The 21,147-nt window shown below is 68.4% G+C and carries 23 protein-coding genes; 9 read left to right on the top strand and 14 right to left on the bottom strand.

Going from position 1 to position 21,147, the window contains the following annotated elements; all coding sequences use genetic code 11:
* Positions 1–75 precede the first annotated feature (75 nt).
* Genes ABIB54_RS00610 through ABIB54_RS00590 form a run of 5 tightly spaced genes read right to left on the bottom strand, consistent with a single transcriptional unit; the run spans position 76 to position 4,895 of the window.
* Positions 76–807: an MBL fold metallo-hydrolase gene (locus ABIB54_RS00610; RefSeq protein WP_354573592.1), complete on the bottom strand. Its 732-nt coding sequence runs from the start codon at positions 805–807 to the stop codon at positions 76–78.
* Complete coding sequence (locus tag ABIB54_RS00605; RefSeq protein ID WP_354573591.1) at positions 804–1,262, bottom strand: GbsR/MarR family transcriptional regulator; 459 nt, start codon at positions 1,260–1,262, stop codon at positions 804–806. The genes ABIB54_RS00610 and ABIB54_RS00605 overlap by 4 nt, the downstream gene beginning before the upstream one ends.
* A complete protein-coding gene (locus ABIB54_RS00600) occupies positions 1,259–2,866 on the bottom strand; it encodes an ABC transporter permease (protein WP_354573590.1) in 1,608 nt (535 codons plus the stop codon). The genes ABIB54_RS00605 and ABIB54_RS00600 overlap by 4 nt, the downstream gene beginning before the upstream one ends.
* Positions 2,866–3,777, bottom strand: a complete 912-nt coding sequence (locus ABIB54_RS00595) for an ABC transporter ATP-binding protein (RefSeq protein WP_354573589.1) — start codon at positions 3,775–3,777, stop codon at positions 2,866–2,868. The genes ABIB54_RS00600 and ABIB54_RS00595 overlap by 1 nt, the downstream gene beginning before the upstream one ends.
* A gap of 50 nt (positions 3,778–3,827) precedes the next feature.
* Positions 3,828–4,895: a LacI family DNA-binding transcriptional regulator gene (locus ABIB54_RS00590; protein WP_354573588.1), complete on the bottom strand. Its 1,068-nt coding sequence runs from the start codon at positions 4,893–4,895 to the stop codon at positions 3,828–3,830.
* A gap of 66 nt (positions 4,896–4,961) precedes the next feature.
* Between ABIB54_RS00590 and ABIB54_RS00585 the strand changes: the two genes are divergently transcribed.
* From ABIB54_RS00585 to ABIB54_RS00570, 4 genes are read left to right on the top strand one after another with little or no spacing between them, the layout of a single operon-like run.
* Positions 4,962–6,200, top strand: coding sequence for an MFS transporter (locus ABIB54_RS00585; RefSeq protein ID WP_354573587.1), 1,239 nt, complete (start codon positions 4,962–4,964; stop codon positions 6,198–6,200).
* A 9-nt stretch (positions 6,201–6,209) separates the two neighbouring features.
* Complete coding sequence (locus ABIB54_RS00580) at positions 6,210–7,055, top strand: SseB family protein (protein WP_354573586.1); 846 nt, start codon at positions 6,210–6,212, stop codon at positions 7,053–7,055.
* A gap of 23 nt (positions 7,056–7,078) precedes the next feature.
* The gene (nucS, locus tag ABIB54_RS00575) at positions 7,079–7,774 is read left to right on the top strand and encodes an endonuclease NucS (protein WP_354573585.1); all 696 of its coding nucleotides are present in this window, start codon (positions 7,079–7,081) and stop codon (positions 7,772–7,774) included.
* A 43-nt stretch (positions 7,775–7,817) separates the two neighbouring features.
* Complete coding sequence (locus ABIB54_RS00570) at positions 7,818–8,474, top strand: HAD hydrolase-like protein (RefSeq protein WP_354573584.1); 657 nt, start codon at positions 7,818–7,820, stop codon at positions 8,472–8,474.
* A gap of 72 nt (positions 8,475–8,546) precedes the next feature.
* Here the strand turns inward: ABIB54_RS00570 and ABIB54_RS00565 are convergent, their stop codons facing one another.
* Positions 8,547–8,747 (bottom strand): hypothetical protein, encoded by a 201-nt coding sequence (locus ABIB54_RS00565; RefSeq protein ID WP_354573583.1) that lies wholly within the window; start codon positions 8,745–8,747, stop codon positions 8,547–8,549.
* Positions 8,748–8,798: 51 nt separating this feature from the next.
* Between ABIB54_RS00565 and ABIB54_RS00560 the strand changes: the two genes are divergently transcribed.
* Complete coding sequence (locus ABIB54_RS00560) at positions 8,799–9,230, top strand: MarR family winged helix-turn-helix transcriptional regulator (RefSeq protein ID WP_354573582.1); 432 nt, start codon at positions 8,799–8,801, stop codon at positions 9,228–9,230.
* A complete protein-coding gene (locus ABIB54_RS00555) occupies positions 9,227–10,216 on the top strand; it encodes an SDR family oxidoreductase (RefSeq protein ID WP_354573581.1) in 990 nt (329 codons plus the stop codon). Before ABIB54_RS00560 ends, ABIB54_RS00555 begins: the two co-directional genes overlap by 4 nt.
* 125 nt (positions 10,217–10,341) lie before the next feature.
* Here the strand turns inward: ABIB54_RS00555 and ABIB54_RS00550 are convergent, their stop codons facing one another.
* The 6 genes from ABIB54_RS00550 to ABIB54_RS00525 are packed head-to-tail and all read right to left on the bottom strand — an operon-like array spanning position 10,342 to position 16,283.
* Positions 10,342–11,262, bottom strand: coding sequence for a 1-phosphofructokinase family hexose kinase (locus ABIB54_RS00550; RefSeq protein ID WP_354573580.1), 921 nt, complete (start codon positions 11,260–11,262; stop codon positions 10,342–10,344).
* The gene (locus ABIB54_RS00545) at positions 11,259–12,185 is read right to left on the bottom strand and encodes a carbohydrate kinase family protein (protein WP_354573579.1); all 927 of its coding nucleotides are present in this window, start codon (positions 12,183–12,185) and stop codon (positions 11,259–11,261) included. The genes ABIB54_RS00550 and ABIB54_RS00545 overlap by 4 nt, the downstream gene beginning before the upstream one ends.
* Before the next feature lie 23 nt (positions 12,186–12,208).
* On the bottom strand, positions 12,209–13,063 hold the full coding sequence (locus tag ABIB54_RS00540; RefSeq protein ID WP_354573578.1) for a carbohydrate ABC transporter permease: 855 nt from the start codon (positions 13,061–13,063) through the stop codon (positions 12,209–12,211).
* On the bottom strand, positions 13,063–14,028 hold the full coding sequence (locus ABIB54_RS00535; protein ID WP_354573577.1) for a carbohydrate ABC transporter permease: 966 nt from the start codon (positions 14,026–14,028) through the stop codon (positions 13,063–13,065). The genes ABIB54_RS00540 and ABIB54_RS00535 overlap by 1 nt, the downstream gene beginning before the upstream one ends.
* Positions 14,028–15,362 (bottom strand): extracellular solute-binding protein, encoded by a 1,335-nt coding sequence (locus tag ABIB54_RS00530; protein ID WP_354573576.1) that lies wholly within the window; start codon positions 15,360–15,362, stop codon positions 14,028–14,030. The genes ABIB54_RS00535 and ABIB54_RS00530 overlap by 1 nt, the downstream gene beginning before the upstream one ends.
* A gap of 48 nt (positions 15,363–15,410) precedes the next feature.
* Positions 15,411–16,283, bottom strand: coding sequence for an SIS domain-containing protein (locus ABIB54_RS00525; RefSeq protein ID WP_354573575.1), 873 nt, complete (start codon positions 16,281–16,283; stop codon positions 15,411–15,413).
* 154 nt (positions 16,284–16,437) lie between these two features.
* Here ABIB54_RS00525 and ABIB54_RS00520 point away from each other — a divergent pair, with 154 nt between their 5' ends.
* Positions 16,438–17,505 carry an amidohydrolase family protein gene (locus ABIB54_RS00520; RefSeq protein WP_354573574.1) on the top strand — a complete coding sequence of 356 codons (1,068 nt, stop codon included), beginning with the start codon at positions 16,438–16,440 and terminating at the stop codon, positions 17,503–17,505.
* Between the two features lie 73 nt (positions 17,506–17,578).
* Complete coding sequence (locus tag ABIB54_RS00515; protein ID WP_354573573.1) at positions 17,579–18,031, top strand: hypothetical protein; 453 nt, start codon at positions 17,579–17,581, stop codon at positions 18,029–18,031.
* Here the strand turns inward: ABIB54_RS00515 and ABIB54_RS00510 are convergent.
* Both ABIB54_RS00510 and ABIB54_RS00505 read right to left on the bottom strand, forming a co-directional pair.
* Positions 18,015–18,863 (bottom strand): class II fructose-bisphosphate aldolase, encoded by an 849-nt coding sequence (locus ABIB54_RS00510; RefSeq protein ID WP_354573572.1) that lies wholly within the window; start codon positions 18,861–18,863, stop codon positions 18,015–18,017. The genes ABIB54_RS00515 and ABIB54_RS00510 overlap by 17 nt on opposite strands.
* Entirely contained in the window at positions 18,860–20,176 is a 1,317-nt protein-coding gene (locus ABIB54_RS00505) for an alpha-glucosidase/alpha-galactosidase (RefSeq protein WP_354573571.1), read from the bottom strand. Before ABIB54_RS00505 ends, ABIB54_RS00510 begins: the two co-directional genes overlap by 4 nt.
* 113 nt (positions 20,177–20,289) lie before the next feature.
* Here ABIB54_RS00505 and ABIB54_RS00500 point away from each other — a divergent pair, with 113 nt between their 5' ends.
* Positions 20,290–21,105, top strand: a complete 816-nt coding sequence (locus tag ABIB54_RS00500) for a DeoR/GlpR family DNA-binding transcription regulator (protein ID WP_354573570.1) — start codon at positions 20,290–20,292, stop codon at positions 21,103–21,105.
* The last annotated feature ends 42 nt before the right edge of the window (positions 21,106–21,147 follow it).

The raw sequence follows: 21,147 nt of genomic DNA, 5'->3' as shown, positions 1-21,147 counted from the left end.
CGGGGAAAAGTCGTAGTGCCGAGCGTGGGAGCGGGTTCGCCGTGCGCTCGCGGGGGCGGCGGGGAGACCGAGAGATCAGACCTCGATCGTCATTCCCGGACGTGCGAGCTCGACCGAAGGGAACCCGGCGAGCGCCCGCTCCCGGGCATTCGGAGCGTCGACGTGAGTCAGGAGCAGCCGCTTGGCTCCCGCAGCCGTGGCGAGCCGCGCCGCGTCCTCCGGAGTGCAGTGGACCGCTCCGTCGGGCGGATGCACGGAAGCCCCGGCCTCACACAGGAACAGGTCCGCGCCCTCGGCAAGCTCCACGAGGCCCTCGCAATACGCGGAGTCACCGGAGTAGGCGAGCACCGATCCGGCAGCCTCCACCCGCAGCCCGAAGGCAGGCATCCCGTGATCGAGCGGGCCCCAGCCGAGCGCGAGCTCGCCAACGACGAGCTCGTGCCATCCGCGCATCTCTGTGCTGTCGAAGACCTCGGGGATCACCGCGGCCGATCGATGGCCGAGAAAGCCGACCATCCGGTCGATGAGGCCGGGGGGACCGATCAGGGGGAGTGGATGCGGGAGGCGCAGATCGGCGAACCGCAGCGCGTAATACGCGGTCAGCAGGTCGGCCGTGTGATCGGCGTGCGCGTGCGAGATCCAGATGGCGTCGAGATCGCACAGGGGGATGTGCCGTTGGAGCTCAGCGAGACTGCCGGTGCCGGCATCCACCCAGACCGAGGTGCGCCCCTGCTGCACGAGATAACCCGAGCAGGGGTTGTCGGGCCGGGGATACGGCGCCGACGTGCCGAGGATCGTGAGTTTCATTGGCGCGTCGCCTGCCATTCCTCGAGGAGTCGGGGGAGTCGCTCCCGCATGAACCGGAAGTAGTCGGCCATCTCGACGGCGCGATCCCGGGCCTTCGACTCCGGCGGAAGGGCCGTGGCGCCCTTCTCGGCGAGCGCGATCAGGTGCGTGTACAGCGGTGTCTGGGAGCTCGACGTGGCGTACCAGACATGCTCGGGCAGTTCGTAGCGATGGCGTCGCGTACCGGGCACCGTGTGGCGACGGACGATCGAGAGGCTCTGCAGGTAACGCACGGCCCCGGAGATCGCCGCGGCACTCGCGCCGAGGCGCTCGACGAGCTCCTCGGCGGTGGCGCTGCCCGACTCCTCGGTCATGAGCATCATCATCACCCGGGCCGCCATGCGCGGAAAGCCGGCCGCGGCGAGGGTCGCGGCCGTCTGTTCGGCGAAATCGTCGATTCCGGGGCCGGTGCTCATAGGGTCAAGTCTCTCCTGCGGGTGAGGACGACAGCGGCAAGGGTGACCGCGGCAGCGACTGCGAGCATCACAACTGCCGGCCACCAGTGTGCCCCCGACCCGGGCAGCACGGGGGTGTGCGCGAATGGGCTGATTCCCCGCACCCACTCGGGGAGGCCGAAGAGTCCGCCGAACTCCGCGAGCACGAACCCGATGGCGAGCAAGCCCCAGCCGACCGCGACGGCGACCCGCGGCGCGAGCACCAGCACGAGGGCGCTGGCCCCGGCGAACATCGCCGCCGCCGGCAGCTGTACGAGCGCCGCCGCAAGGGAACTGCCGATGCGGTCCGGATGGCCCGAGGCCGCGAAGGCGATGCCGGCCGAGACCCCGCCGACCACCAGCACCCCCACGATGGACAGCAGTGCGACACCGACCGGGTCGAGGATGAGCCGCCCGCGGTGCACCGCACCCGATGCCACGAGTTCGGTGTGGCCGTCCGTCTCCTCCGACCGCGCGCGCAGCACGGCCTGGATCGCCGCTCCGGCGGCCAGCACTCCAAGGAAGGTCATGATCGCGGCCACGAAGGTGTCGAGCAGCCCCGACGTTCCGGCGGGCACCAGCCCCTGCACCGCAGCCCGGATCGACGCATTCGACTCCACCGCGGCCACCGCCGGATCCGCCAGGCCTCCCGCGAACACCCCGAGGAGCAGGGCACCGGAGGACCAGCCGATCACCGCGCTGCGCTGCAACCTCCAGGCGAGTCCGAATGACCCCCTCAGTGAGCGGGCGGCGCGGGCGCGTCCCGGGCGTTCACCGATGACCCCCGAGCCGAGATCCCGGCGGCGCACGAGCACGAGAGCGAGGGCCGCAAAAAGGGCGGCCACAGAGACGTCCAACAGCAGCGGCCACGACGAGGCCTCTCCAAAGGGCCGCACCTGCTGCGCCCAGCCGATCGGCGACAACCACGACGGCCACGCACTGGCGACCCGCAACGGGCTCCCGGTGCTCGTGCCGAGAGCGTCGCCGAAGGCCCGCAGCAGAAACGCAACGGCGATCGAGATGCCCGCGATCGCGTTGGCGGCACGCGACGAACGGGCGAGCTGGGCGGCGACGGCGGCGATACCGCAGAACGCGAGACCGACGGCGCCGGTGGCCAGCCCCACCAGCACGCTTCCGGCGAGCGGCAGACCGGATGCCACGAATCCGAGTCCCACGGCGACGGCGATGCCGACATTTGCCAGGGCACCGAGCGTGAGCGTGGCGATGAGAGCGGATGACCGACTCACCGGTGTCGCCCCGAGGAGTTCCGCGCGGCCGGCCTCCTCATCGCCGCGGCTGTGCCGCACGGTGAGGAAGGTGCTCATCAACGCCGCCATGATCGCGAGGTAGGTGAAGACCTGGAAGGTGATGACCGCCCCGGCGGCTACGCCATCCGGAACACCGCGGATCGCGAGAAGGGCCGGGTTCGACGCGGCAAGGGTCATGAGGGCGGTGCGCTCGGTGATCCCACCGAATTCGGACAGCACCGCCGTCGCGCTGAAAGCCGCGAACAGCCCGGTGCTGATGATCCAGATCGACAGCTGCCGGCGATCACGGCGGGCCTGGAAGCGAAGGAGGCGAAGCATCAGGCGGGGCGCCCGGATCCGCGGGCGAGATCGTCGCCATAGTGGCGCAGGAACAGGTCTTCGAGCGAGGGAGGCGCGACCGTCAGGCCACTCACTCCGGAGCCTGCGAGTGCCGCGAGCACCGGCGGGAGGGCATCCGTGTCCACCTCGAAGACCAGCTTCTCGCCTTCGCGGCGCGCGTCGTGGACTCCGGGCAGCGCTGCGACAGCCCCGACATCAGCCGCCGTCACCGCGCTGAAAGTCGTGCGGGTGAGGTGACGCAGGTCGCTGAGACTGCCCGTCTCGACAGTGCGTCCTGCCCGGATGATCGTGACCCGGTCGCAGAGCTGCTCGACCTCGCTGAGGATGTGACTCGAGAGCAGCACGGTGGCGCCGCCCGCGACGACCCGCTCGACCCGACGACGGAACACCGCTTCCATCACGGGGTCGAGGCCGCTGGTCGGTTCGTCGAAGAGATAGAGCTCGGCCGGCCGCGCGAAAGCCGCGATCAGCGCGACCTTCTGTCGGTTGCCCTTGGAGTAGTTGCGCGCCGTGATTCGCGGGTCGAACTCGAACTCGTCGACGAGTTCGGCACGCAGTGCCTCATCCGCACCTCCGCGAAGCGACGTGAGCAGATCGATCGCCTCTCCACCGGTGAGTCCGGGCCAGAGGTCGACATCGCCGGGAACATAGGCGAGGCGCCGATGCACCGCGACCGAGTCGCGCCAGGGGTCGAGGCCGAAGACGGAGGTCACACCGCCGCTGGCGCGGATCAGTCCGAGCAGCACGCGAAGGGTCGTGGACTTCCCCGCGCCGTTCGGACCGAGGAAGCCGTGCACCTCCCCCTCGGTCACCTCGAGCTCGAGACCGTCGAGGGCCTGCACCCGCCCGAAATTCTTGCTGAGACTCGCGGCTTCGATGATGGAGGGCATGCGCTGACCCTAGTCGCGATTCACGCTTTTGTGAATCTTGTGAAATCAGATCATTCGGCGGGAGGGGGAGCCGTCGTCGTGCCCGGGTGAAAGCGGGAGACGAAAGACACCGGCAGCGGATGCTCCCCGTTCAACAGCGCGATCACTCCGCGGCCCGCCGCGCGTCCCTTCTCCACCGCGGGCTGCACCATCGTCGTCAGGTCGTAGGGCGCGATGCCATCGAGCTTGACCCCGTCGAAGCCGACGATACTGAGGTCCTGCGGCACGCGCAGCCCGAGCTGCTCGGCGGCACGGATCACGCCCACCGCGAGCAGGTCGCTCTGCGCTATCACCGCGGTCGGTCGGCTACCCGGCTCGGAGAGCACCGCGAGCCCGGCCGCGAGACCCTCGTCGATGCTGCTGGCGGCGGCCATCATTCCCGGAGCCCCCGGAAACACCTCCCGCACGCCGCGAATGCGTTCGAGCGCGGTGTATCCGGTACTCGCGCCGATCGCCGTCTCGGTGAGCGGCCCCCGTGACCGGCCGGCATCGAGCGGCAGCGTCACCAGCGCCACTCGGTGGTGACCGAGATCGGAGAGGTGGCGCGCGAGGGTCCGGGACCCCTGCCGATTGTCGAGGTCGATCGCGAGCACGTCGTCCATCGGCTCTGCCTCGATCGCCACCAGCGCGATCCCCCGCTGCCGGAAGATCGCCACCTGGGCGGCAAGACTGGTGCTGCAGCCGATCAGCACGACCGCGTCCACCGGAGCATTCCGGATGCTCGCGGCACCCTCGCCGTTCTCGGTGATCAGCAGCAGCCCGGCCCCGAGGGACCCGGTCTCATCCGCCAGGCCATCGAGCATCGCGACGTTCATGGGATCGCGGAAGGCATCGCGCAGGCGATCTTCGATGACGACCCCGATGATGCCGGAGCGCCCGCGACGCAGCGATTGAGCCCGAGGATCGGGGCCGGCGTAGTCGAGCTCGGCGGCCGCGGCGAGCACGCGCTCGCGAGTGGCGGCAGACACGGGCCCTGAGCCGCTGAAGGCGAGGGAGGCCGTGGACGGCGACACTCCCGCGAGAGCGGCGACCGAAGCGAGAGTGGGCCGCGCCCGTGCGGGTGTTGCCGTGTCATCCATGGTTTGTTAGCGTAATCGAATCGGTTCGATCGAATCGATTCGATACCCTCTCTCCCTTAGGGCTCCATGGCCACGCCTCTCTCGACCACCGCCGCGGGACTCTCACGCCCGCAGGTGCTTGCCTGGCGCAACGCGCTGTTCGCCATCTTCGGCCTGTGCGGTCTCTCCATGGCGAGTTGGGCGTCGCGGATCCCCGCGGTCAAGGAGGCCCTGCAGGTCTCCACCTCGTCGATGGGAATCCTGATCTTCGGCATCGCGGCCGGCTCGATCGTCGGGCTGCTGGCATCGAGCCACGTCATTGCGCGCATCGGTGCCCGGCGCACCATCGCGGTGGTGCTCACCGTCGGCGCCGTCGGGTTCGCCGTCGCGGGTTTCGGCGTGACCATCGGACCGAGCTATGCGGTCGTCATGATCGGTCTGATCATCTTCGGCTCGATGTTCTCCATCTGCGACGTCGCGATGAACCTGCAGGGAGCGGTGAACGAGCGGGTGCTCGGGCGCTCCGTCATGCCGGTGTTCCACGCCTTCTTCAGCTTCGGCACGGTGATCGGCGCGGCCCTCGGTGCCGGGGCCGAGGCCATCCATCTCCCCATTGCAGTGCACCTCCTGGTCATCGCGGTGATCTTCGCCGGGGGCGCCCTCGTCTCGGTGCGTTTCCTGCAGTCGGAGCACATCATCGCCGAGGAGGCAGTCGCCCACGACGACCACTCGAAGACCTGGCGCGGTCGACTGAGCATCTGGCGGGATCCGCGCACCCTGGTCATCGGACTGATCGTGCTCGGCATGGCCTTCACCGAAGGTTCCGCAAACGATTGGCTCGCCCTCGCAATGGTCGAGGGACATGACACGACGAAGGCCACCGGCGCGCTCGTGCTCGGCATCTTCGTGGCATCCATGACGGTCGGCCGCCTCGCCGGGGTCAGCCTGCTCGACCGCTTCGGTCGCGTGCCCGTGCTGCGCGGATCGGCGGTCCTGGCCGCCATCGGACTGGTCATGGTGATCTTCGTTCCCGTGGTCTGGATCTCCATCATCGGAGTCGTGTTCTGGGGCCTCGGGGCATCCCTCGGCTTCCCGGTGGGGATGTCTGCCGCCGCCGACGATCCGAAGACCGCTGCCGCGCGGGTGAGTGCCGTCGCGACCATCGGATACTTCGCGTTCCTCGTCGGCCCCCCGGTCATCGGATTCCTCGGGCAGCATGTCGGACTGCTGCACGCTCTTCTCGTGGTGCTGGTACTCGTGGCCATCGCCGGCTTCGCGTCGGGAGCCGCTCGGGAGCCTTTGCCCGCGAAGGCGCAGTCGAACTAGGGTCGAAGCATGACGCCCTCGATCTCCGATTCGGCACCCGTCGACAACGCCTCCCTTAGGGCGGCCGTCGAGGCGTTCGCAACGACCCCAGAGCAGTCCACCTACCTGGATGTGGTGCGTGCATGCCTCCAGGGCCGCCTGCTCCTCGATTCGACCGGGTCCGACCGTCCCACTGTCGAGGCGGACGGCAGCTACAGTTTTCCGGCCGGTGCCACCCTGCAATTCGCCGGCGGCACCGGTCCCGACGGCCGCCCGGCCCTCTTCGCCTTCACCTCCCAGCAGCAGATCAACCGGATGCATTCCGATGACCTGTCCGAGGTGCAGGCTCTCGTGCAGCCGTCCGCCGGGGCATTGCAACTGGCCTCGACCGAGCGCTACGGCTGGCTCTACATCGATCCCGCGGGTCCGACCTGCGCGATTTCGAACCGCGATGCGGCGTTCGCCCTGCGCGGGGATCGCAACGACGCCGTGAAGCAGGCTCTCGAGATAGCGGACCCCGCAGCAAGCAAGGCCGCGGTTCTCGACGCCCTCGCCGAGAATGGCCCGCTCCTGCTCGCGGTCGACACGGACTCCGTCCCCGCTTCCGGAGTGTCGGATGGCACGCCCGTGCGCATTCGCGACTCCGTGGACCCCGACGGCAACCCGGTGCTGCTCGCCTTCACCTCCGGCCCGGAGGTGAGCGCCCGCAACGTCGCGGACTCCTTCGCCACCCGACCGGCGGCGGAGATCATCCACGACGCCATCCAGGCCCCCTATGGCGGCCTCGTGATCAACCCCGGCGGGCCGTGGATGGCCCTCTCGGCCGCGGAGCTCCGCGTGGTGTTGCACCGCATCGCCGGCACGACCTCCGGCTAGGCCAGTCCAACTAAGATCGTCGGGTGCGTCTCGTCATTGCCCGGTGTTCCGTCGACTACGCGGGGCGTCTCAGTGCGCACCTGCCTCTTGCCACGCGGCTCATCCTGCTCAAGGCAGACGGCAGCGTGCTCGTGCACTCGGACTCGCTGAGCTACAAACCGCTCAATTGGATGAGCCCGCCGTGCTCGGTGACCGCCATCGAACCGGATCCCGACCAGGCGGATGCCGGCGTAGTCGAGATCTGGAAGGTCACCCAGGCGAAGACCGCCGACCTTCTCGTGATCTCGATCCACGAGATCCTTCATGACAGCGCCCATGAGCTCGGCATCGACCCCGGCCTGCAGAAGGACGGCGTCGAGGCCCACCTGCAGAAGCTCCTGGCCGAGCAGATCGAGCTCGCCGGTGATGGCTGGCGCCTGGTGCGCCGCGAGTACATGACGGCGATCGGCCCGGTCGACATCCTCGCACAGGACGATGCGGGACGCTCGGTCGCGATCGAGATCAAGCGCCGCGGGGACATCGATGGCGTCGAGCAGCTCACGCGCTACCTCGAGCTCATGAACCGCGACCCGCACCTCGCCCCGGTGAGCGGCATCTTCGCCGCCCAGGAGATCAAGCCACAGGCACGCATGCTGGCCGAGGACCGCGGCATCCGCTGTCTCCTGCTCGACTACGACGCGATGCGCGGCCTCGACGACAGCGACCACCGGTTGTTCTGACAACGGTGCCGGCGCACCTCGGTCAACTCCTAGGCTTACGACGGTGACCACACCTTGGAGTTGCTTCCTCTTCGACCTCGACGGCACCATCATCGATTCGGCTCCCGGCATCACCGCGAGCCTCGCCTGGACCTTCGAGCGACTCGGCCGACCCGTGCCGAGCCCGGCGGAACTCCTCGCCTATGTCGGGCCGCCCATCCTCGACTCGTTCCGTGATCTGGCCGCAATGACGGTGGCCGAAGCCCATCACGCCCTCGACGTGTACCGACCGCACTACCTGCAGACCGGGGTCTTCAACAGTTCGGTGTATCCGGGCGTGCCGACACTGCTGAAACGCATCCACCAGAGCGGCATCCCGATGTCCCTCGCGACCTCCAAACCCGAGCTGCCGGCCACTACGGCACTCGACTTCTACGGGCTCGCCCGCTATTTCACCGTGATCACCGGCGCCTCCGAAGACGAGGTGCGCAGCAGGAAGGCGGATGTCGTCGCCGAAGCCCTGCGGCGGCTCGCGGCACTCGGTGCGGACATCTCGCGCCCCGTGATGGTGGGCGACCGCGAGCACGATGTGCACGGGGCGGCCGAGCACGGAGTCCCCACGGTCTTCGTCGAATGGGGGTATGGCGCCGTGGCCGAGCAGATCGGCACGATCGGTGTCGCCGCGACGGCACAGGAACTGGGCACGTTGTTGCTCGGCTGAAGCTCCCCGCTCCCAAGACACCCACAGGCCCGCGGGAGCGTTGGCGACGTCAGGCGGGGCAGTGCAACGGCGTCAGGCGGGGCAGTGCAGTTGTGTCGGGCGATCCGCGCGCCGCTCGACGGCGTGATCCGCCATCGGGTTCCCGCAGACCGGGCAGGCCTTCGCTTGCGTGGGAGGCAGCGGTTCTTCGTTGTACGGACCGAGCGGAGGCGGCCCGATGTACGGCAGCAGCCGTCGGTTCAGGCGATCCCACCACGGGCGTTTGGCAACCATCAGTCGACTCCTTAGTGCACTAACTAATAGTGTACTCGCTAAGCTGGGAATATGGATCCGCTCGCCCTCGATCGCCAGGTCTGTTTCGCCCTCGCCGCCGCCTCCCGCAGCGTCATTGCGCTCTACCGACCCGTACTTCAGCCCCTCGGCCTGACCCACCCGCAGTACCTCGTGATGCTCGCGCTGTGGCAACGCAGCCCGCGCACGGTCAGCGACATCAGCGCCACCCTGTTGCTCGAGCCCGCGACGCTCTCCCCCCTTCTCAAGCGACTCGAGGCGGCGGGGCTGGTCACCCGCGCCCGCAGCGCCACAGATGAGCGCGCCCTCGACGTTCGGCTGACGGAGGATGGTGCCGCCCTTCGCGCGCGAGCCGAGGCGGTCCCGCCGCAGATCGTTGAGCGACTCGGGATGCCCGTCACCGAGCTCGAACGCATCCGCGATGACTTGACGAAGCTCATCGCAGCGGCAACCGTAGAGGCATGACACCTCTCTCGATCCTGTTCATCGGCGGCACCGGCACGATCAGCTCCGCGGCGAGCGCCCGCGCCCTCGAAGAAGGCCACGAGGTGACCCTTCTCAACCGGGGCCAGTCGACGCTGCGCCCCGTCCCGGTCGGCGCGGAGGAGCTCGTCGCCGATGTGCGGGATCCCGCCTCGGTGACGGATGCCCTCGCCGGTCGCGAATTCGATGTCGTCGTCGACATGGTGGCTTTCACCCCCGGGCACGTGGCGCAGGACATCGAACTCTTCTCCGGGCGGGTGGGCCAGTATGTGTTCATCTCCTCGGCATCCGCCTACCAGAAGCCGCCGGCGCGGCTGCCGATCGTTGAGTCGACTCCCCTGCGCAACCCCCACTGGCAGTATTCCCGCGACAAGATCGCCTGCGAAGACCTGCTCGTCGCGGAGTATCGGCAGAACCGATTCCCGGCCACCATCGTGCGCCCCTCGCACACCTACGACCGCACGAGCCTGCCGCTCAACGGGGGCTGGACGGCGATCGACCGCATGCGCCGCGGCGCGCCCGTCGTGCTGCACGATCACGGATCCTCCCTCTGGGCCCTCACGCACGCCCGTGACTTCGCCGTCGGATTCGTCGGCCTGCTCGGCAATCCGCACACGATCGGCGGCGCCATCCACATCACCTCGGACGAGCTTCTCAGCTGGACCCAGATCACTCACCTGATGGCGGATGCGGCGGGGGTGGTAGCGAACATCGTGCACGTGACCTCGGACGCGATCGCCGCCGCCGACTCCGACATGGGAGCGGGTCACCTCGGTGACCGCAGCCACTCGATGATCTTCGACAACAGTCTCGTGAGGTCGCTGGTTCCCGCGTTCAACCCCACGATCGGATTCGCCGAGGGCGCCCGCGAGATCATGGGCTGGTACGACGCGCATCCCGAGCAGCAGATCGTCGATCCCGAGCTCGACGCGCTGTTCGACCGGCTGGCATCGAGCGCGGGCGCGTAGCTCGCGCCCGCCCGCCCGCCCCGGCGCCCGTTCGTACTCCGGGCGACTGCGGTCAGTCCGGGCTGGCATGCCGACCCGGAATGACCGCATTCGCCCGGGGTGGGTGGCGTGCAGCTCCCCGGGACTCAGCCCGCCGCCACCACGACCTCCGACGCGATCCGCGTCGCGTCCTCGGCCGCGAATACTCCAGCGCCGGCAACGAGGGCGTTCGCGGTCGCGGCCCCCGCGGCGAGGCGCAGCGCGGCATCGAAGGGATCTCCCCGGTCGAGGCCCGCGAGCAGCCCGCCGAGATAGCTGTCCCCGCTGCCGACCGGGAAGCGTCCGCTGGCGCCGGTCCACGTGGTGCGCCAGCGCGAAGATCCGTCGACCGCGACGGACCCTTCCGCTCCGTCGGTGATCACCACCCGACCGCCGGTCGCCGAGCGGATGCGGAGCGCGAGGTCGAACGCATCCGTCGCTGCATCGAGCCCCAACAGCTCCGCCGCCTCCCGCCGGTTCACCTTCACGAGATCGGGGCCCGCATCGAGGGCCGCGGCGAGCGCGGCGCCATGGGTGTCGATCGCCACGCGCTGCCCGAGCGAGTGGCCGAGACGCACGAGACCCGCGAGCTCACCGACCGGAACCGACGACGGCAGGCCGCCGGAGATCGCCCACCAGCCGGCCTCCTCGGGGTGGCCGAGCAGTCGCCGGAGCTCCGTGAGCTCGGCGGTGCTGATGGCGGACGGATGCTCGTACAGCTCGGTCAGCTGCCCACTCGCCGCCGAGGCGATCGACACGCAGCTGCGGGTCTCCGCCACGGCATCGACAGCCTCGAGCGGCACCCCGGCAACCGCGAGCCGCTTCCGGATGAAGTCCCCGCTCGTGCCCCCCAGGATCGCAACCGCGCGCACGGATGCCCCCACCACCAATGCCGCGCGCGCCGCGTTCAGCGCCTTGCCGCCCGCGACCCGCAGCACCGTCGTCGGCCGGAAGGTGCCGCCCTCCGTGAACTCGTCGACGAGATAGGTGACGTCTACCGAGGGACTGAGGGCGACGAACGTGATCATTCGAGGTGCGCGGCGAGCTCGGGCATGGTCGCCTGCGCCGGCGTGCCTCCCGCAGCTCGCGTGGAGAGGGACCCCGCCACTGTCGCCCAGCGCAACCGTTCGGCCTCCGAGGCGACCCCGGATGCCACGGCCGCGAGGTACCCCGCGTCGAAGCTGTCGCCGGCGCCGGTGGTGTCCACCGCGTCGAGCACCAGACCGGGAGACCGCACCACCGGGGAATCGGCGGCCACGGACCATCCGCCCTCCCGGCCCGCCTTCGCGACCACGCGCGGCCCGAGCGCGGAGAGCCCGCGGGCCAGGTCTTCGTCGCAGTCGCCGGTCACCCCGACCGCGCTGGAGATGGCGCGCAACTCCTCGAGGTTGGGCAGCAGGATGTCGATGAGCGGCAGGACAGCGGCGAGGCCAGCCCACTCCTCGGCCGGATCCCAGTTGGTGTCGAGGCTCGTGGTGACTCCGAGCGCGCGCAGTGCGCGCAGCACCGCCGGCAGTTCGGCGGCGAGCCCGGGAAGCAGGAAGTACGAAGCGAAGTGCACGTGCGAGACGCCGGATGTCGCGGCGAGCACGGCATCGCCGGTGAGGGTGGGAATGGAGCCGAGCAGAGTGAGGATCGACCGGTCGGTCGGAGCGGAGAGGATCACCGAGAGCCCGGTGGGCAGCTTCGGGTGCACGCCGACCGGCGAGACATCCACCCCCGCGTCGACGAGCCAGCGTCGCGTCAGCCGACCGAATTCGTCGTCGCCGACGATGGCCGCGAGGGCAGTCGGCACACCGAGACGGGCGAGACCGTGCGCCACGATCCCGGCCGAACTGCCCAGGGTGAGATCGGCGGAGTCCAGCAACTGCTCGGCCTGGCCGAAGCGTGGGACCACGTCGCCGCGCAGCACGAGGTCCACATTGGCGTCACCCACCACGAGAACACGCATTGTGGCCTCCTCGGTCGTCGCCCTCATCCTTTCAGTCCGCTGAAGGTCATCGTCGCGACGAACTGCTTCTGGGCGAAGAGGAAGAACAAAATCAGCGGCAGCGTGGCGATGACATTACCCGCCATCAGCAGCGACCAATCGGTGCGGCGGGTTCCCTGGAAATTCGCCAGTCCGAGCTGCAGCGTGAAGGCGTGGGCGTCGTTGATCGCGATCAACGGCCAGACCAGGTCGTTCCAGGAACTCAACAGCGTGAAGATCGCGAGGGTCGCGAGCGCCGGTCGCGCGAGCGGAAGGATGATGCGGAAGAACACCTGGAGCCGGGTGCACCCGTCGATCAGCGCGGCCTCCTCGAGCTCGGCGGGGAGGGAGAGGAAGAACTGGCGCATCAGGAAGATGCCGAACGCAGACGCGAGCCACGGCACGATGGCGGCGCCGAGGGTGTCGATCAGCCCGATGCGCGAGAAGACGATGTAGGTCGGGATCATGAGCAGCTGGGTGGGGATCATGATCGTCGCCAGCACGGCCAGAAAGCCGACATTGCGCCCGGGAAACTTGAGGCGGGCGAATCCGTAGCCGGCGAGTGAACACAGCACGAGGTGGGAGACGATCGCCGATGCGGAGACGATCACCGTGTTGCCGAGCCAGAGGAAGATCTGCGACTGGTCGAACAGCTTCGCGTAGCCGTCGAAGGTGATTGTGGAGGGGAAGAACCGCGGGGGGAACCTGTTGATCTCGGCGGCGGGGCTCACCGAGGTGAGGAACATCTGCACGAAGGGGACCGCGAACAGCAGCGCGACCGGCGCGAGGAACAGGTGCCAGCCACTGAAGCGACGTCGTCGACGGGTGCGCGGTGGCATCCGGGCCTGGATCGCGGTCATCAGAAGCCCTCGGTCTTGGATCGGCGGGAGTAGACGACGACACCGATCGTGATGATCAGCGTGAGCGCGAAGAGCCCGTAGGCCACGGCCGACCCGTAGCCGAACTGGAGCTTCTGGAAGGCCGTCTGCCAGAGGTAGTAGACGATGGTCTGGGTGGCATTGAGCGGGCCGCCCCTTGTGGTCGTGTAGACGAGGTCGAACAGCTGGATGGCGCCGATCAGCTGCCAGATCGTGGCGAAGATCGTCACCGGCATGAGCTGAGGCCACACCACCGCCCAGAACGCCTCCCACCTATTGGCGCCGTCGATCCGGGCCGCCTCGAGGAGCTCCGCCGGAGTGTCCTGAAGGGCGGCGAGGTAGATCACCGTCGTGAACGCCGCCTGGCCCCAGAGCGACATGATCGTGATCACCACCATCGCCTGTGACGGATCCTCCAGCCACCCCTGTTGCGGAAGGCCGAGCACCCGAAGGACGTTGTTGACCAGGCCGAACTGCGGGTTGAACAGATAGGTGGTGAGGATGCCCGTGACGGCGGCCGAGGCGACGAACGGAACGAAGATCGCGGTTCGGTAGAGGCCGATAAAGCGAATGCGACGGTTCAGGGCGACAGCGAGGAACAGGCCGAGCCCGATCGAGGTGGGCACGAACAAGAGCACATAGAGCACCGTATGAAAGAAGGCGTCGTGCAGCTCGCTGTCGGTGACCATCTGCTGGTAGTTGCCGAGGCCGACGTTCTCTGCCGGGCTGAACCCGTTCCACTTCTGCAGCGAGAGGAAGAACGCCCAGATCGCGGGGAAGATCGACAGTCCGAGCACGATCACCAGAGCCGGTACGACGAAGCCCCAGCCCTCGAGACCCTCCCGCAGCCGACGTCGGCGCTTGGCCGTGCTCCGCTGCGCCGGGGCCGCGGCCGGGGCGCGCCGGCGCTCCGCCCGCACCTCCGGCTCGACTGCGACCGGGGTCATCACTTGTCCTTCAGCGCTGTGTCTGCCTTCGCCGCGGCCGTCTTCAGCGCACTGTCGACGGTGCCCTTGCCCTGCAGCACCTGCGACACCGCATCGCCGAGTGCCGCGGAGAGTCCGACGTATCCGGCGACGGTGGGGCGGGCGACGGTGGCATTCACCGAGTTGGCGGCCATCACCTCGAGGCCGGGGTTCTCTTCGACCTTCTTCTTGAAGGCCGCGCTGTCCACCTCACTCGAGCGCAGCGGGAGGTTGCCGATGGCCACGTTGAACAGTTCGTCCTGGGCCGGGTCGGTGAGGAACTTGGTCCACTCGTACGACCAGTAGGCACGATTGGCGTCCTTGTGGTCGAACAGCGCCCAGATATCCGGGCCCGACACCGTGGTGTGCTTGCCGTCGGTGCCCGGGAGCACGGTCACACCGTACTTGGTTCCCGCGACTCCGAGGTCATAGAGCTGCCAGGGGCCGGAAGTGATCATTCCGATCGCGTTGCTGGTGAAGAGCTGGCCGTACTTCGTGTCCGTCTGGTCGAGATAGACGCTCTTGTCGTCCACGGCCATGTCGCGCAGGAGAGTCAGCGACTTCCTTCCCGCCTCGCTGTCGAATGCCGACTTCGTTCCGTCTTCGGACAGGATCGAGCCGCCGTTCTGCCACAGGTGCGGCCAGAGCTGCCAGGTGGTGTCTTCACTTCCCGACACGGAATAGCCGTAGCCATAGACCTTCTTCGCCGGGTCTGAGATCTTCTTCGCGGCCGCGCGGAAGTCGTCCCAGGTCCAGTTGTCCGTGGGATAGGCCACTCCGGCGTTGTCGAACACGGTCTTGTTATAGAGCAACGAGATGTTGTCGACGACCGCCGGGAATCCGATGGTCTTGGCGCCGGTCGGCCGCGCGGTCTGCTGGGCCGCCTCCGAGAACTCGGACCACTTGACGCTCGGGTCGGCGACCTTCTTCGTGATGTCGAGGGTGCGACCCGATGACTCGAGCTGGCTGGACCAGGACCCGAACGCGTAGGAGAGGTCGGGGTAGTTGCCGCCGGCGAAGCTCGCGGAGAGCTTCTGCAAGAGGTCCTCGGTGGAGGAGGCGCCCGGCGAGACCGTCAGCGACACATTCGGGTGCAGCTTCTCGAATGTGGCGGCGAGCTTCTCGATCAGCTTCTCCGCACCGGCATCCTGGCCCGTCCACATCGTGAGCGAGACGTTCGCCTTCTTGTCGAGCGTCGCCGAACCGGACGAGCCCCCGGCGCAACCGGCCAGGAGGGCGACGGTCGCGACGATGGCGAGGCCGCTCGCGACCGCGCGCCGAGCGCCGGACGTGGATCTGGTGAATTTGGTGAGCATCGATGATCTCCATTCAAAAGTGTTCGACGGGCGGTTGCGAAGCCGTGTCTAGCTGAGGATGACGGACCGGCTGAGGTGGCGCGGGGTATCGGGGTTGAGGCCACGACTCTCGGCGAGCGCGACGGCCAGGCGCTGGGCCTGCATCAGTTGCACGAGCGGGTCGAGGTCGTCGGCGTGCACCGTCGCCCCGGTCGCGGCGATGTCGGCGATGAGGTCGGGCTGCACCTCTCCGAAGATCCAGACCAGCGATCCCGGATGCGCGACCGCGATCGGCCCGTGGCGGTAGTCGAGCAGCGGATACGACTCCGACCACGCCTGCGCCGCTTCGCGCACCTTGAGCGCGGCCTCCTGCGCGAGCCCGTAGGTCCAGCCGGAGCCGAGATACACGAAGTGGTCGAACTCGGCCACGTCGTACGGGAGCGGGGCGGCGAGGGCCGCGGCCGCGGCATCCGGGAGCCCGGCGACGTCGTAGCCGTAGGCCTGGCAGGCGAGGATCAGCGTCGAGGTGGGGAAGCGGGTCTGCACGACGGATTTCTCGTCGGCGAAGTCGAGCACGAGCGAGTTGTCGACGAGATCGTGCACGGCTTCGTCCCGCACCCCCGTGATGGCGCTGCGGAGAGTGCCGGGATCGACGCAGGCCATTGCGCTGAGCACCTCGCTGGTGTTGCCCGACCGAGTGATCGCGACGACGCGGTCGTAGTGACGACCGGGCTTCCACTCCGAGGCATACGCGGCATCGGTCTCACCGAGTCCGGCGCGTTCACGCAGCGAGGCGAGGGATTCCGCGACGAAGGCGGAGGTGCCGCACCCGAGGAACAGCACCCGCTCGCCGGGGAGCCCGAATGCCGAACGGTCCTGCTCGAGCAGGGCCTGGGCCCAGACGGCCGGCTGGCTCTCGATCTCCTCGGTGGTGATGCTCATGTGTTGCCCTGTTTTCTGCTGTCGTCGGCTGATTCCTCCCATGGTGTGACCAGAAGTGTTCATATGACAAGAAAAAACACTCAGTCGCTCACTTTGGCTGAGCGCTTGACCTCAGCGCGCGGTGCTCGGGCACGGGGCTTGGCACAATGTGGCGATGGAGACTCCCGACTGGACCGCACTCGCCGACCTGCCGCTCAGAGCGTGGACACCGCGATCCCAGCTGTCCGCCCGGGTGACGGCGGTGCCGCGCGCCCGTGTTCCCGCCATCGACATCCACAATCACCTGGGACGCTGGCTGAGCGACGGCGAATGGATGATCGAGGACGTCGGCGCGCTGCTCACCGTGATGGACGACCACAACGTCGCGACGATCGTCAATCTCGACGGGATGTGGGGCGACGAACTCGACGCCAACCTCGATCGCTATGACCGGGCGCACCCGGACCGCTTCCTCACGTTCTGCCAGCTCGACTGGACGCTCCTCGCCGACTCGGACGGTGAGCGGATGCTGCGCGAGTCCCTCGACGACAGCGCGGAACGCGGCGCGCGCGGGCTCAAGGTCTGGAAGAACCTCGGCCTCACCGTGCGCGATTCCGCCGGCAACCTCGTGCTGCCGGATGACGAGCGCGTGGTGCGCCTCCTCGCTCACGCGGGCGAACTCGGGCTTCCGGTGCTGATCCATGTTGCCGACCCCAAGGCCTTCTTCGAGCCGCTCGACGAACACAACGAGCGCCTCGACGAGCTGATGCAGGAGAAGGACTGGTGGTTCGGCGACACGAGCCGGCATCCCTCCTTCGACCGCCTCCTCGACGCGCTCGCAACGCTCGTCATCGCGACGCCGGGCACGCGCTACATCGGTGCGCATGGCGGCTGCGCGGCCGAAGACCTCGACCGTGTCGAGTCGCTGCTAGCCGCGGCCCCCCACTTCGCGATCGACATCGCCGGGCGGCTGGCGGAACTCGGACGCCAGCCTCGCCGTTTCCGCGAATTGATCGAGCGCTACCCGGAACGGGTGCTCTTCGGCACCGACATCTACCCCATCACCGGCGATCAGTATGCGCTGCACTTCCGATTCCTCGAGACCGATGACGAGTCCTTCGAGTACGCGCCGGAGTCGCCGGTCCCGCCGCAGGGTCGGTGGACGATCTCCGCCCTCCACCTCGCGCCGGCGCAGTTAGAGGCGATCTATCGCGACAACGCCCGGCGGGTGCTCGGGTTGTAACGGCAAAGTGGCACGTCGGTCAGCGACGGCGCTGACCGCGGGAGTGAGCGGTCGGCACCACCATAATGATCTCGTGACAAGGCGGAGCTTCGAGCTGACGACAACCATCGCGGCCGCGCCCGCTGAGGTGATCGACTTTCTGATGGACCTCACGCAGCATCGCGGACTGCACCCCTATCTCGAGTCTGCCGTGGTAGTTGCCGCCGGTGTGGACACGGAGGGCCCCTGGACGCAGTGGCGAGTGCACGAGCGACCACGTCTCGGTCCGTTCCGTTACTCGATCCGTTTCCCCGCGCGGATGCTCCGCAGCTCGGCCACCTCGATGGTCGGCACGGTGCAGGCCGCTCCCGGGTGCTCGCTGGTCACCACCACGACTGCTTCCCTCGTCGGCGGCCAGACCGTGCTGAGCGAGATCACGAGGGTGACGGCGCCGCTTCTCCTGGTCGGATACATGACGTCGCAGGCGCGGATCGCGCACGCCCGCACCTACGCGCTGCTCCCGGGGGAGTTCAGCCGCCCGCGATGACCTCACAGAGGTGCGCCACGAGGTCGCTCACCCGATCCCTGGCCGGCGCGAGGTAGCGTCGCGGGTCGGTCAGCGCGGGCGCGGCATCGAGCACGGCGCGCACCTCGGCGGTGAAGGCGAGGTTCAGCCCGGTGCCGACATTCACCTTGCGGATGCCCGCGGCGACGGCCTGGCGCAGCACGGCATCCGGTACCCCGGACGAGCCGTGCAGCACCAGCGGCACCTGCACGATCGAGGCGAGCCGGGCGATCAGGTCGAGGTCGAGGGACGCGGTCTGCTCGGTCATGGCGTGGGAGCTTCCGACCGCCACGGCGAGGCCGTCGACGCCCGTTGCCTCCACGAATCGTGCCGCCTCCGACGGATCCGTGCGCACGCCGGGCGCGTGGGCGCCGTCCTTGCCACCGACCTCCCCGAGCTCCGCCTCGATCCAGAGACCCGCCGAACGACCGCGCGCCGAGGCGGATGCCGTGAGGGTCACATTGCGTTCGTAGGGCTCGGTCGACGCATCGACCATGAGCGATCCGAGGCCGAAGGCCGACCCGAGGGCGAACGCTTCGTCGATGAGCGGCGCCGCCTCGAAGTGATCGAGGTGGATGCCGATGGGCGACCGCGCAGAGGTCGCGAGCTCGCGGCAGGCCGCCAAAATCGGCCGCATGCCCCCGTGGTATTTCACCGCGTTCTCGCTCAGCTGCAGCAGCACCCCGACGCCGGCCAGATCGGCCCCCGCGACGATCGCCTCCGCGTGCTCGAGCGAGATCACGTTGAAGCTCGGCACAGCGCCTCCTCGCGCGACCGCCGCATCGATGAGAGTGGCGGTGGGTGCCAGAGTCACAGCGCGTCCGCGGGGATGATCTCTCGGAGCGGCTCCGGTAGGAGGTCCCCGTGAGCCGTCACCAGGTCGTTGCACAACCCCCAGATCTGCTCGGGGGTGAGGGTGGAGTTGGCGTTCGGGTCCATCAGCACGGCCTGACGCACGAGCATCGGGTCGCCGGTGCGCGCGGCCTCGATCGTGAGCTCGGCCACCGACAGGTAGGGGCGGTTGAGCGCCGCGCACTGCACCGGCAGGCTTCCGACCGCGTGGGGGCTGAGGCCCGAGGCATCCACCGTTGCGGGCACCTCGACCACGGCGCCCTGCGGCAGGTTGTCGATCAGGCCGGTGTTGACGACGTTCGCATGGATCACCCTCGATGTGCCCGTGACCATCGAGTGGATCACCTGCGGCGCGTACTCCGCCGCGTTCTGCTCCAGCACGAGGGGCGTGCCGTCGGCGAGAGAACGCTGCGCCTGCTCGAACTCCGCGACGTTCTCCTCGCTGATGCCGATGTATTCCAGCGGCTGCAGGCGATAGCGCTCGATCTGCTGCGGCGAGCGCAGGAACCAGGGGAGGTATTCGGAGGAGTGCTCGCTCGTCTCGGTGGGATAGAAGCCCAGCCGGCGGAAGATCTCGACGCGCACACGCCGGTCGAGTTCGCGATCCGACCGGATCTTCTCTCGCAACAGCGGGTAGAGGTCCTCGCCATCCCTGGTCCATTCGAGCAACCAGGCCTGATGATTCACGCCGGCAGCGCGGTAGTGCGTCTCTTCGATGGGAACGCCGATCAGTTCGCCGAGGTCGTGAACGGTCCAGTAGACGCTGTGGCAGAGGCCGACGGCCTTGACCTCGGGAGCGACCACGGAGGCCCACCAGATATTCATCGCCATCGGGTTGGTGTAATTGAGCAGCCAGGCATCCGGGCAGTAGCGGCGGATGTCCGCGGTGAGGTCGCTGAGCACCGGAAAGGTGCGAAGGGCGCGGAACACTCCGCCTACGCCAGTGGTGTCACCGATGGTCTGGTTGAGCCCGTAGCGCGCGGGGATCTCGAGGTCCTTGCGTGTGGCGTCGATGCCCCCGACCTGGATCGTGTTGATCACGAAGTCGGCACCCTCGAGCGCCGCCCGGCGATCCAGCGTGCTGGTGATGGTCGCCGATGCCCCCAGCCGCTCGTTCACCTGCCGAGCCGTGCCCTCTGCCACCGCGAGGCGGGTGGCATCCACGTCGTGGAGCACGATCGAGATGTCGTGGAGTTCGACGAAGCCGAGAAGATCGGCCACGAGCTGGCGGGTGAACACCACGCTCCCCGCCCCGATGAAGGTAACCGTTGTCATAGAGCGATCATCGACTTGTATGATCAAATCGCGCAAGGTCAGCCCCTTATTTTGGTCAAACTGTGCAGAATTACTGATTGACTTGTCTAAGTACGCAATCGAAGGAGTCGACGATGACGATCACCGCAGCGGGATTCCTCGTGCCTCGCGCCGCGTCGTCCAAACGCTCCCAGCGAATGGTGTCGATCCTGGAGCTGCTCGCCCAGCGATCGAGCGTCTCCCTTGCGGAGTTCTCGGATGCGCTCCACGCCTCGGCCGCCACCATCCGTCGCGACCTCGCCGACCTCGAAGCGCAGGGCCTGCTCTCGCGCACCCACGGCGGTGCCCGCGCGGTCGCCAGCCAGTCCGAGCTCCCGGTTCGGCTGAAGGATTCGCAGTTCCGCCAGGCCAAACAGCTCATCGCGCGCAAGGCCGCTCAGCTCATCCCGAGCGGTCGCTACGCCATCGCCCTGAGCGGGGGATCGACCACGGCGGAAGTCGCGAAGGCGCTGGCCAACCGCTCGGAGCTCACGATCGTGACGAATTCCCTCACCACCGCGATGGAGTTCGCCTCTCGCCCGAATCTCAAGGTACTGATGACCGGGGGTCTCATCCGCTCCAATTCCTTCGAACTCGTCGGCTCGCTCGCGGAGAACACCTTCAACGCGATCAACGTCGGCACGGCGATTCTCGGCACCGACGGCATCAGCGCGATCGCCGGCGCCACCACCCACGACGAGACAGAGGCCAAGACCAACCTCGCGATGGTGCTGCACGCCGAGCGGGTGCTCGTCGTCGCCGACGGCTCCAAAGTGGGCCGCGTCACCCTGGCCAAGGTGGCTGCGCTGGAACAGATCCACGAGCTCGTCACCGACTCGACCGCGGACCCGGATGAACTGGAGCGCATCGCCGCGGCGGGGGTCACCATCCACGTGGTCGACGTCGGCTGACCAAGGCAGCCCACCGCACGGCCCCGCCGGCGGGGCTGCCAC

Origin of the sequence: Frigoribacterium sp. UYMn621, from assembly GCF_040549525.1 — a bacterium.
Classification (GTDB): Bacteria; Actinomycetota; Actinomycetes; order Actinomycetales; family Microbacteriaceae; genus Lacisediminihabitans.
This window is presented reverse-complemented; position numbering and strand designations above follow the sequence as displayed.

Bases quoted from the DNA above. Each gene is read 5' to 3' on its own strand.
- ABIB54_RS00595 (WP_354573589.1), bottom strand. From the start codon at position 3,777: ATGCCCTCCATCATCGAAGCCGCGAGTCTCAGCAAGAATTTCGGGCGG.
- ABIB54_RS00555 (WP_354573581.1), top strand. From the start codon at position 9,227: ATGACACCTCTCTCGATCCTGTTCATCGGCGGCACCGGCACGATCAGC.
- ABIB54_RS00540 (WP_354573578.1), bottom strand. From the start codon at position 13,063: ATGACCGCGATCCAGGCCCGGATGCCACCGCGCACCCGTCGACGACGT.
- ABIB54_RS00610 (WP_354573592.1), bottom strand. From the start codon at position 807: ATGAAACTCACGATCCTCGGCACGTCGGCGCCGTATCCCCGGCCCGAC.
- ABIB54_RS00535 (WP_354573577.1), bottom strand. From the start codon at position 14,028: ATGACCCCGGTCGCAGTCGAGCCGGAGGTGCGGGCGGAGCGCCGGCGC.
- ABIB54_RS00505 (WP_354573571.1), bottom strand. From the start codon at position 20,176: ATGACAACGGTTACCTTCATCGGGGCGGGGAGCGTGGTGTTCACCCGC.
- ABIB54_RS00530 (WP_354573576.1), bottom strand. From the start codon at position 15,362: ATGCTCACCAAATTCACCAGATCCACGTCCGGCGCTCGGCGCGCGGTC.
- ABIB54_RS00550 (WP_354573580.1), bottom strand. From the start codon at position 11,262: ATGATCACGTTCGTCGCCCTCAGTCCCTCGGTAGACGTCACCTATCTC.
- ABIB54_RS00560 (WP_354573582.1), top strand. From the start codon at position 8,799: ATGGATCCGCTCGCCCTCGATCGCCAGGTCTGTTTCGCCCTCGCCGCC.
- ABIB54_RS00585 (WP_354573587.1), top strand. From the start codon at position 4,962: ATGGCCACGCCTCTCTCGACCACCGCCGCGGGACTCTCACGCCCGCAG.
- ABIB54_RS00500 (WP_354573570.1), top strand. From the start codon at position 20,290: ATGACGATCACCGCAGCGGGATTCCTCGTGCCTCGCGCCGCGTCGTCC.
- ABIB54_RS00600 (WP_354573590.1), bottom strand. From the start codon at position 2,866: ATGCTTCGCCTCCTTCGCTTCCAGGCCCGCCGTGATCGCCGGCAGCTG.
- ABIB54_RS00605 (WP_354573591.1), bottom strand. From the start codon at position 1,262: ATGAGCACCGGCCCCGGAATCGACGATTTCGCCGAACAGACGGCCGCG.
- ABIB54_RS00525 (WP_354573575.1), bottom strand. From the start codon at position 16,283: ATGAGCATCACCACCGAGGAGATCGAGAGCCAGCCGGCCGTCTGGGCC.
- ABIB54_RS00545 (WP_354573579.1), bottom strand. From the start codon at position 12,185: ATGCGTGTTCTCGTGGTGGGTGACGCCAATGTGGACCTCGTGCTGCGC.
- ABIB54_RS00520 (WP_354573574.1), top strand. From the start codon at position 16,438: ATGGAGACTCCCGACTGGACCGCACTCGCCGACCTGCCGCTCAGAGCG.
- ABIB54_RS00565 (WP_354573583.1), bottom strand. From the start codon at position 8,747: ATGGTTGCCAAACGCCCGTGGTGGGATCGCCTGAACCGACGGCTGCTG.
- ABIB54_RS00580 (WP_354573586.1), top strand. From the start codon at position 6,210: ATGACGCCCTCGATCTCCGATTCGGCACCCGTCGACAACGCCTCCCTT.
- ABIB54_RS00590 (WP_354573588.1), bottom strand. From the start codon at position 4,895: ATGGATGACACGGCAACACCCGCACGGGCGCGGCCCACTCTCGCTTCG.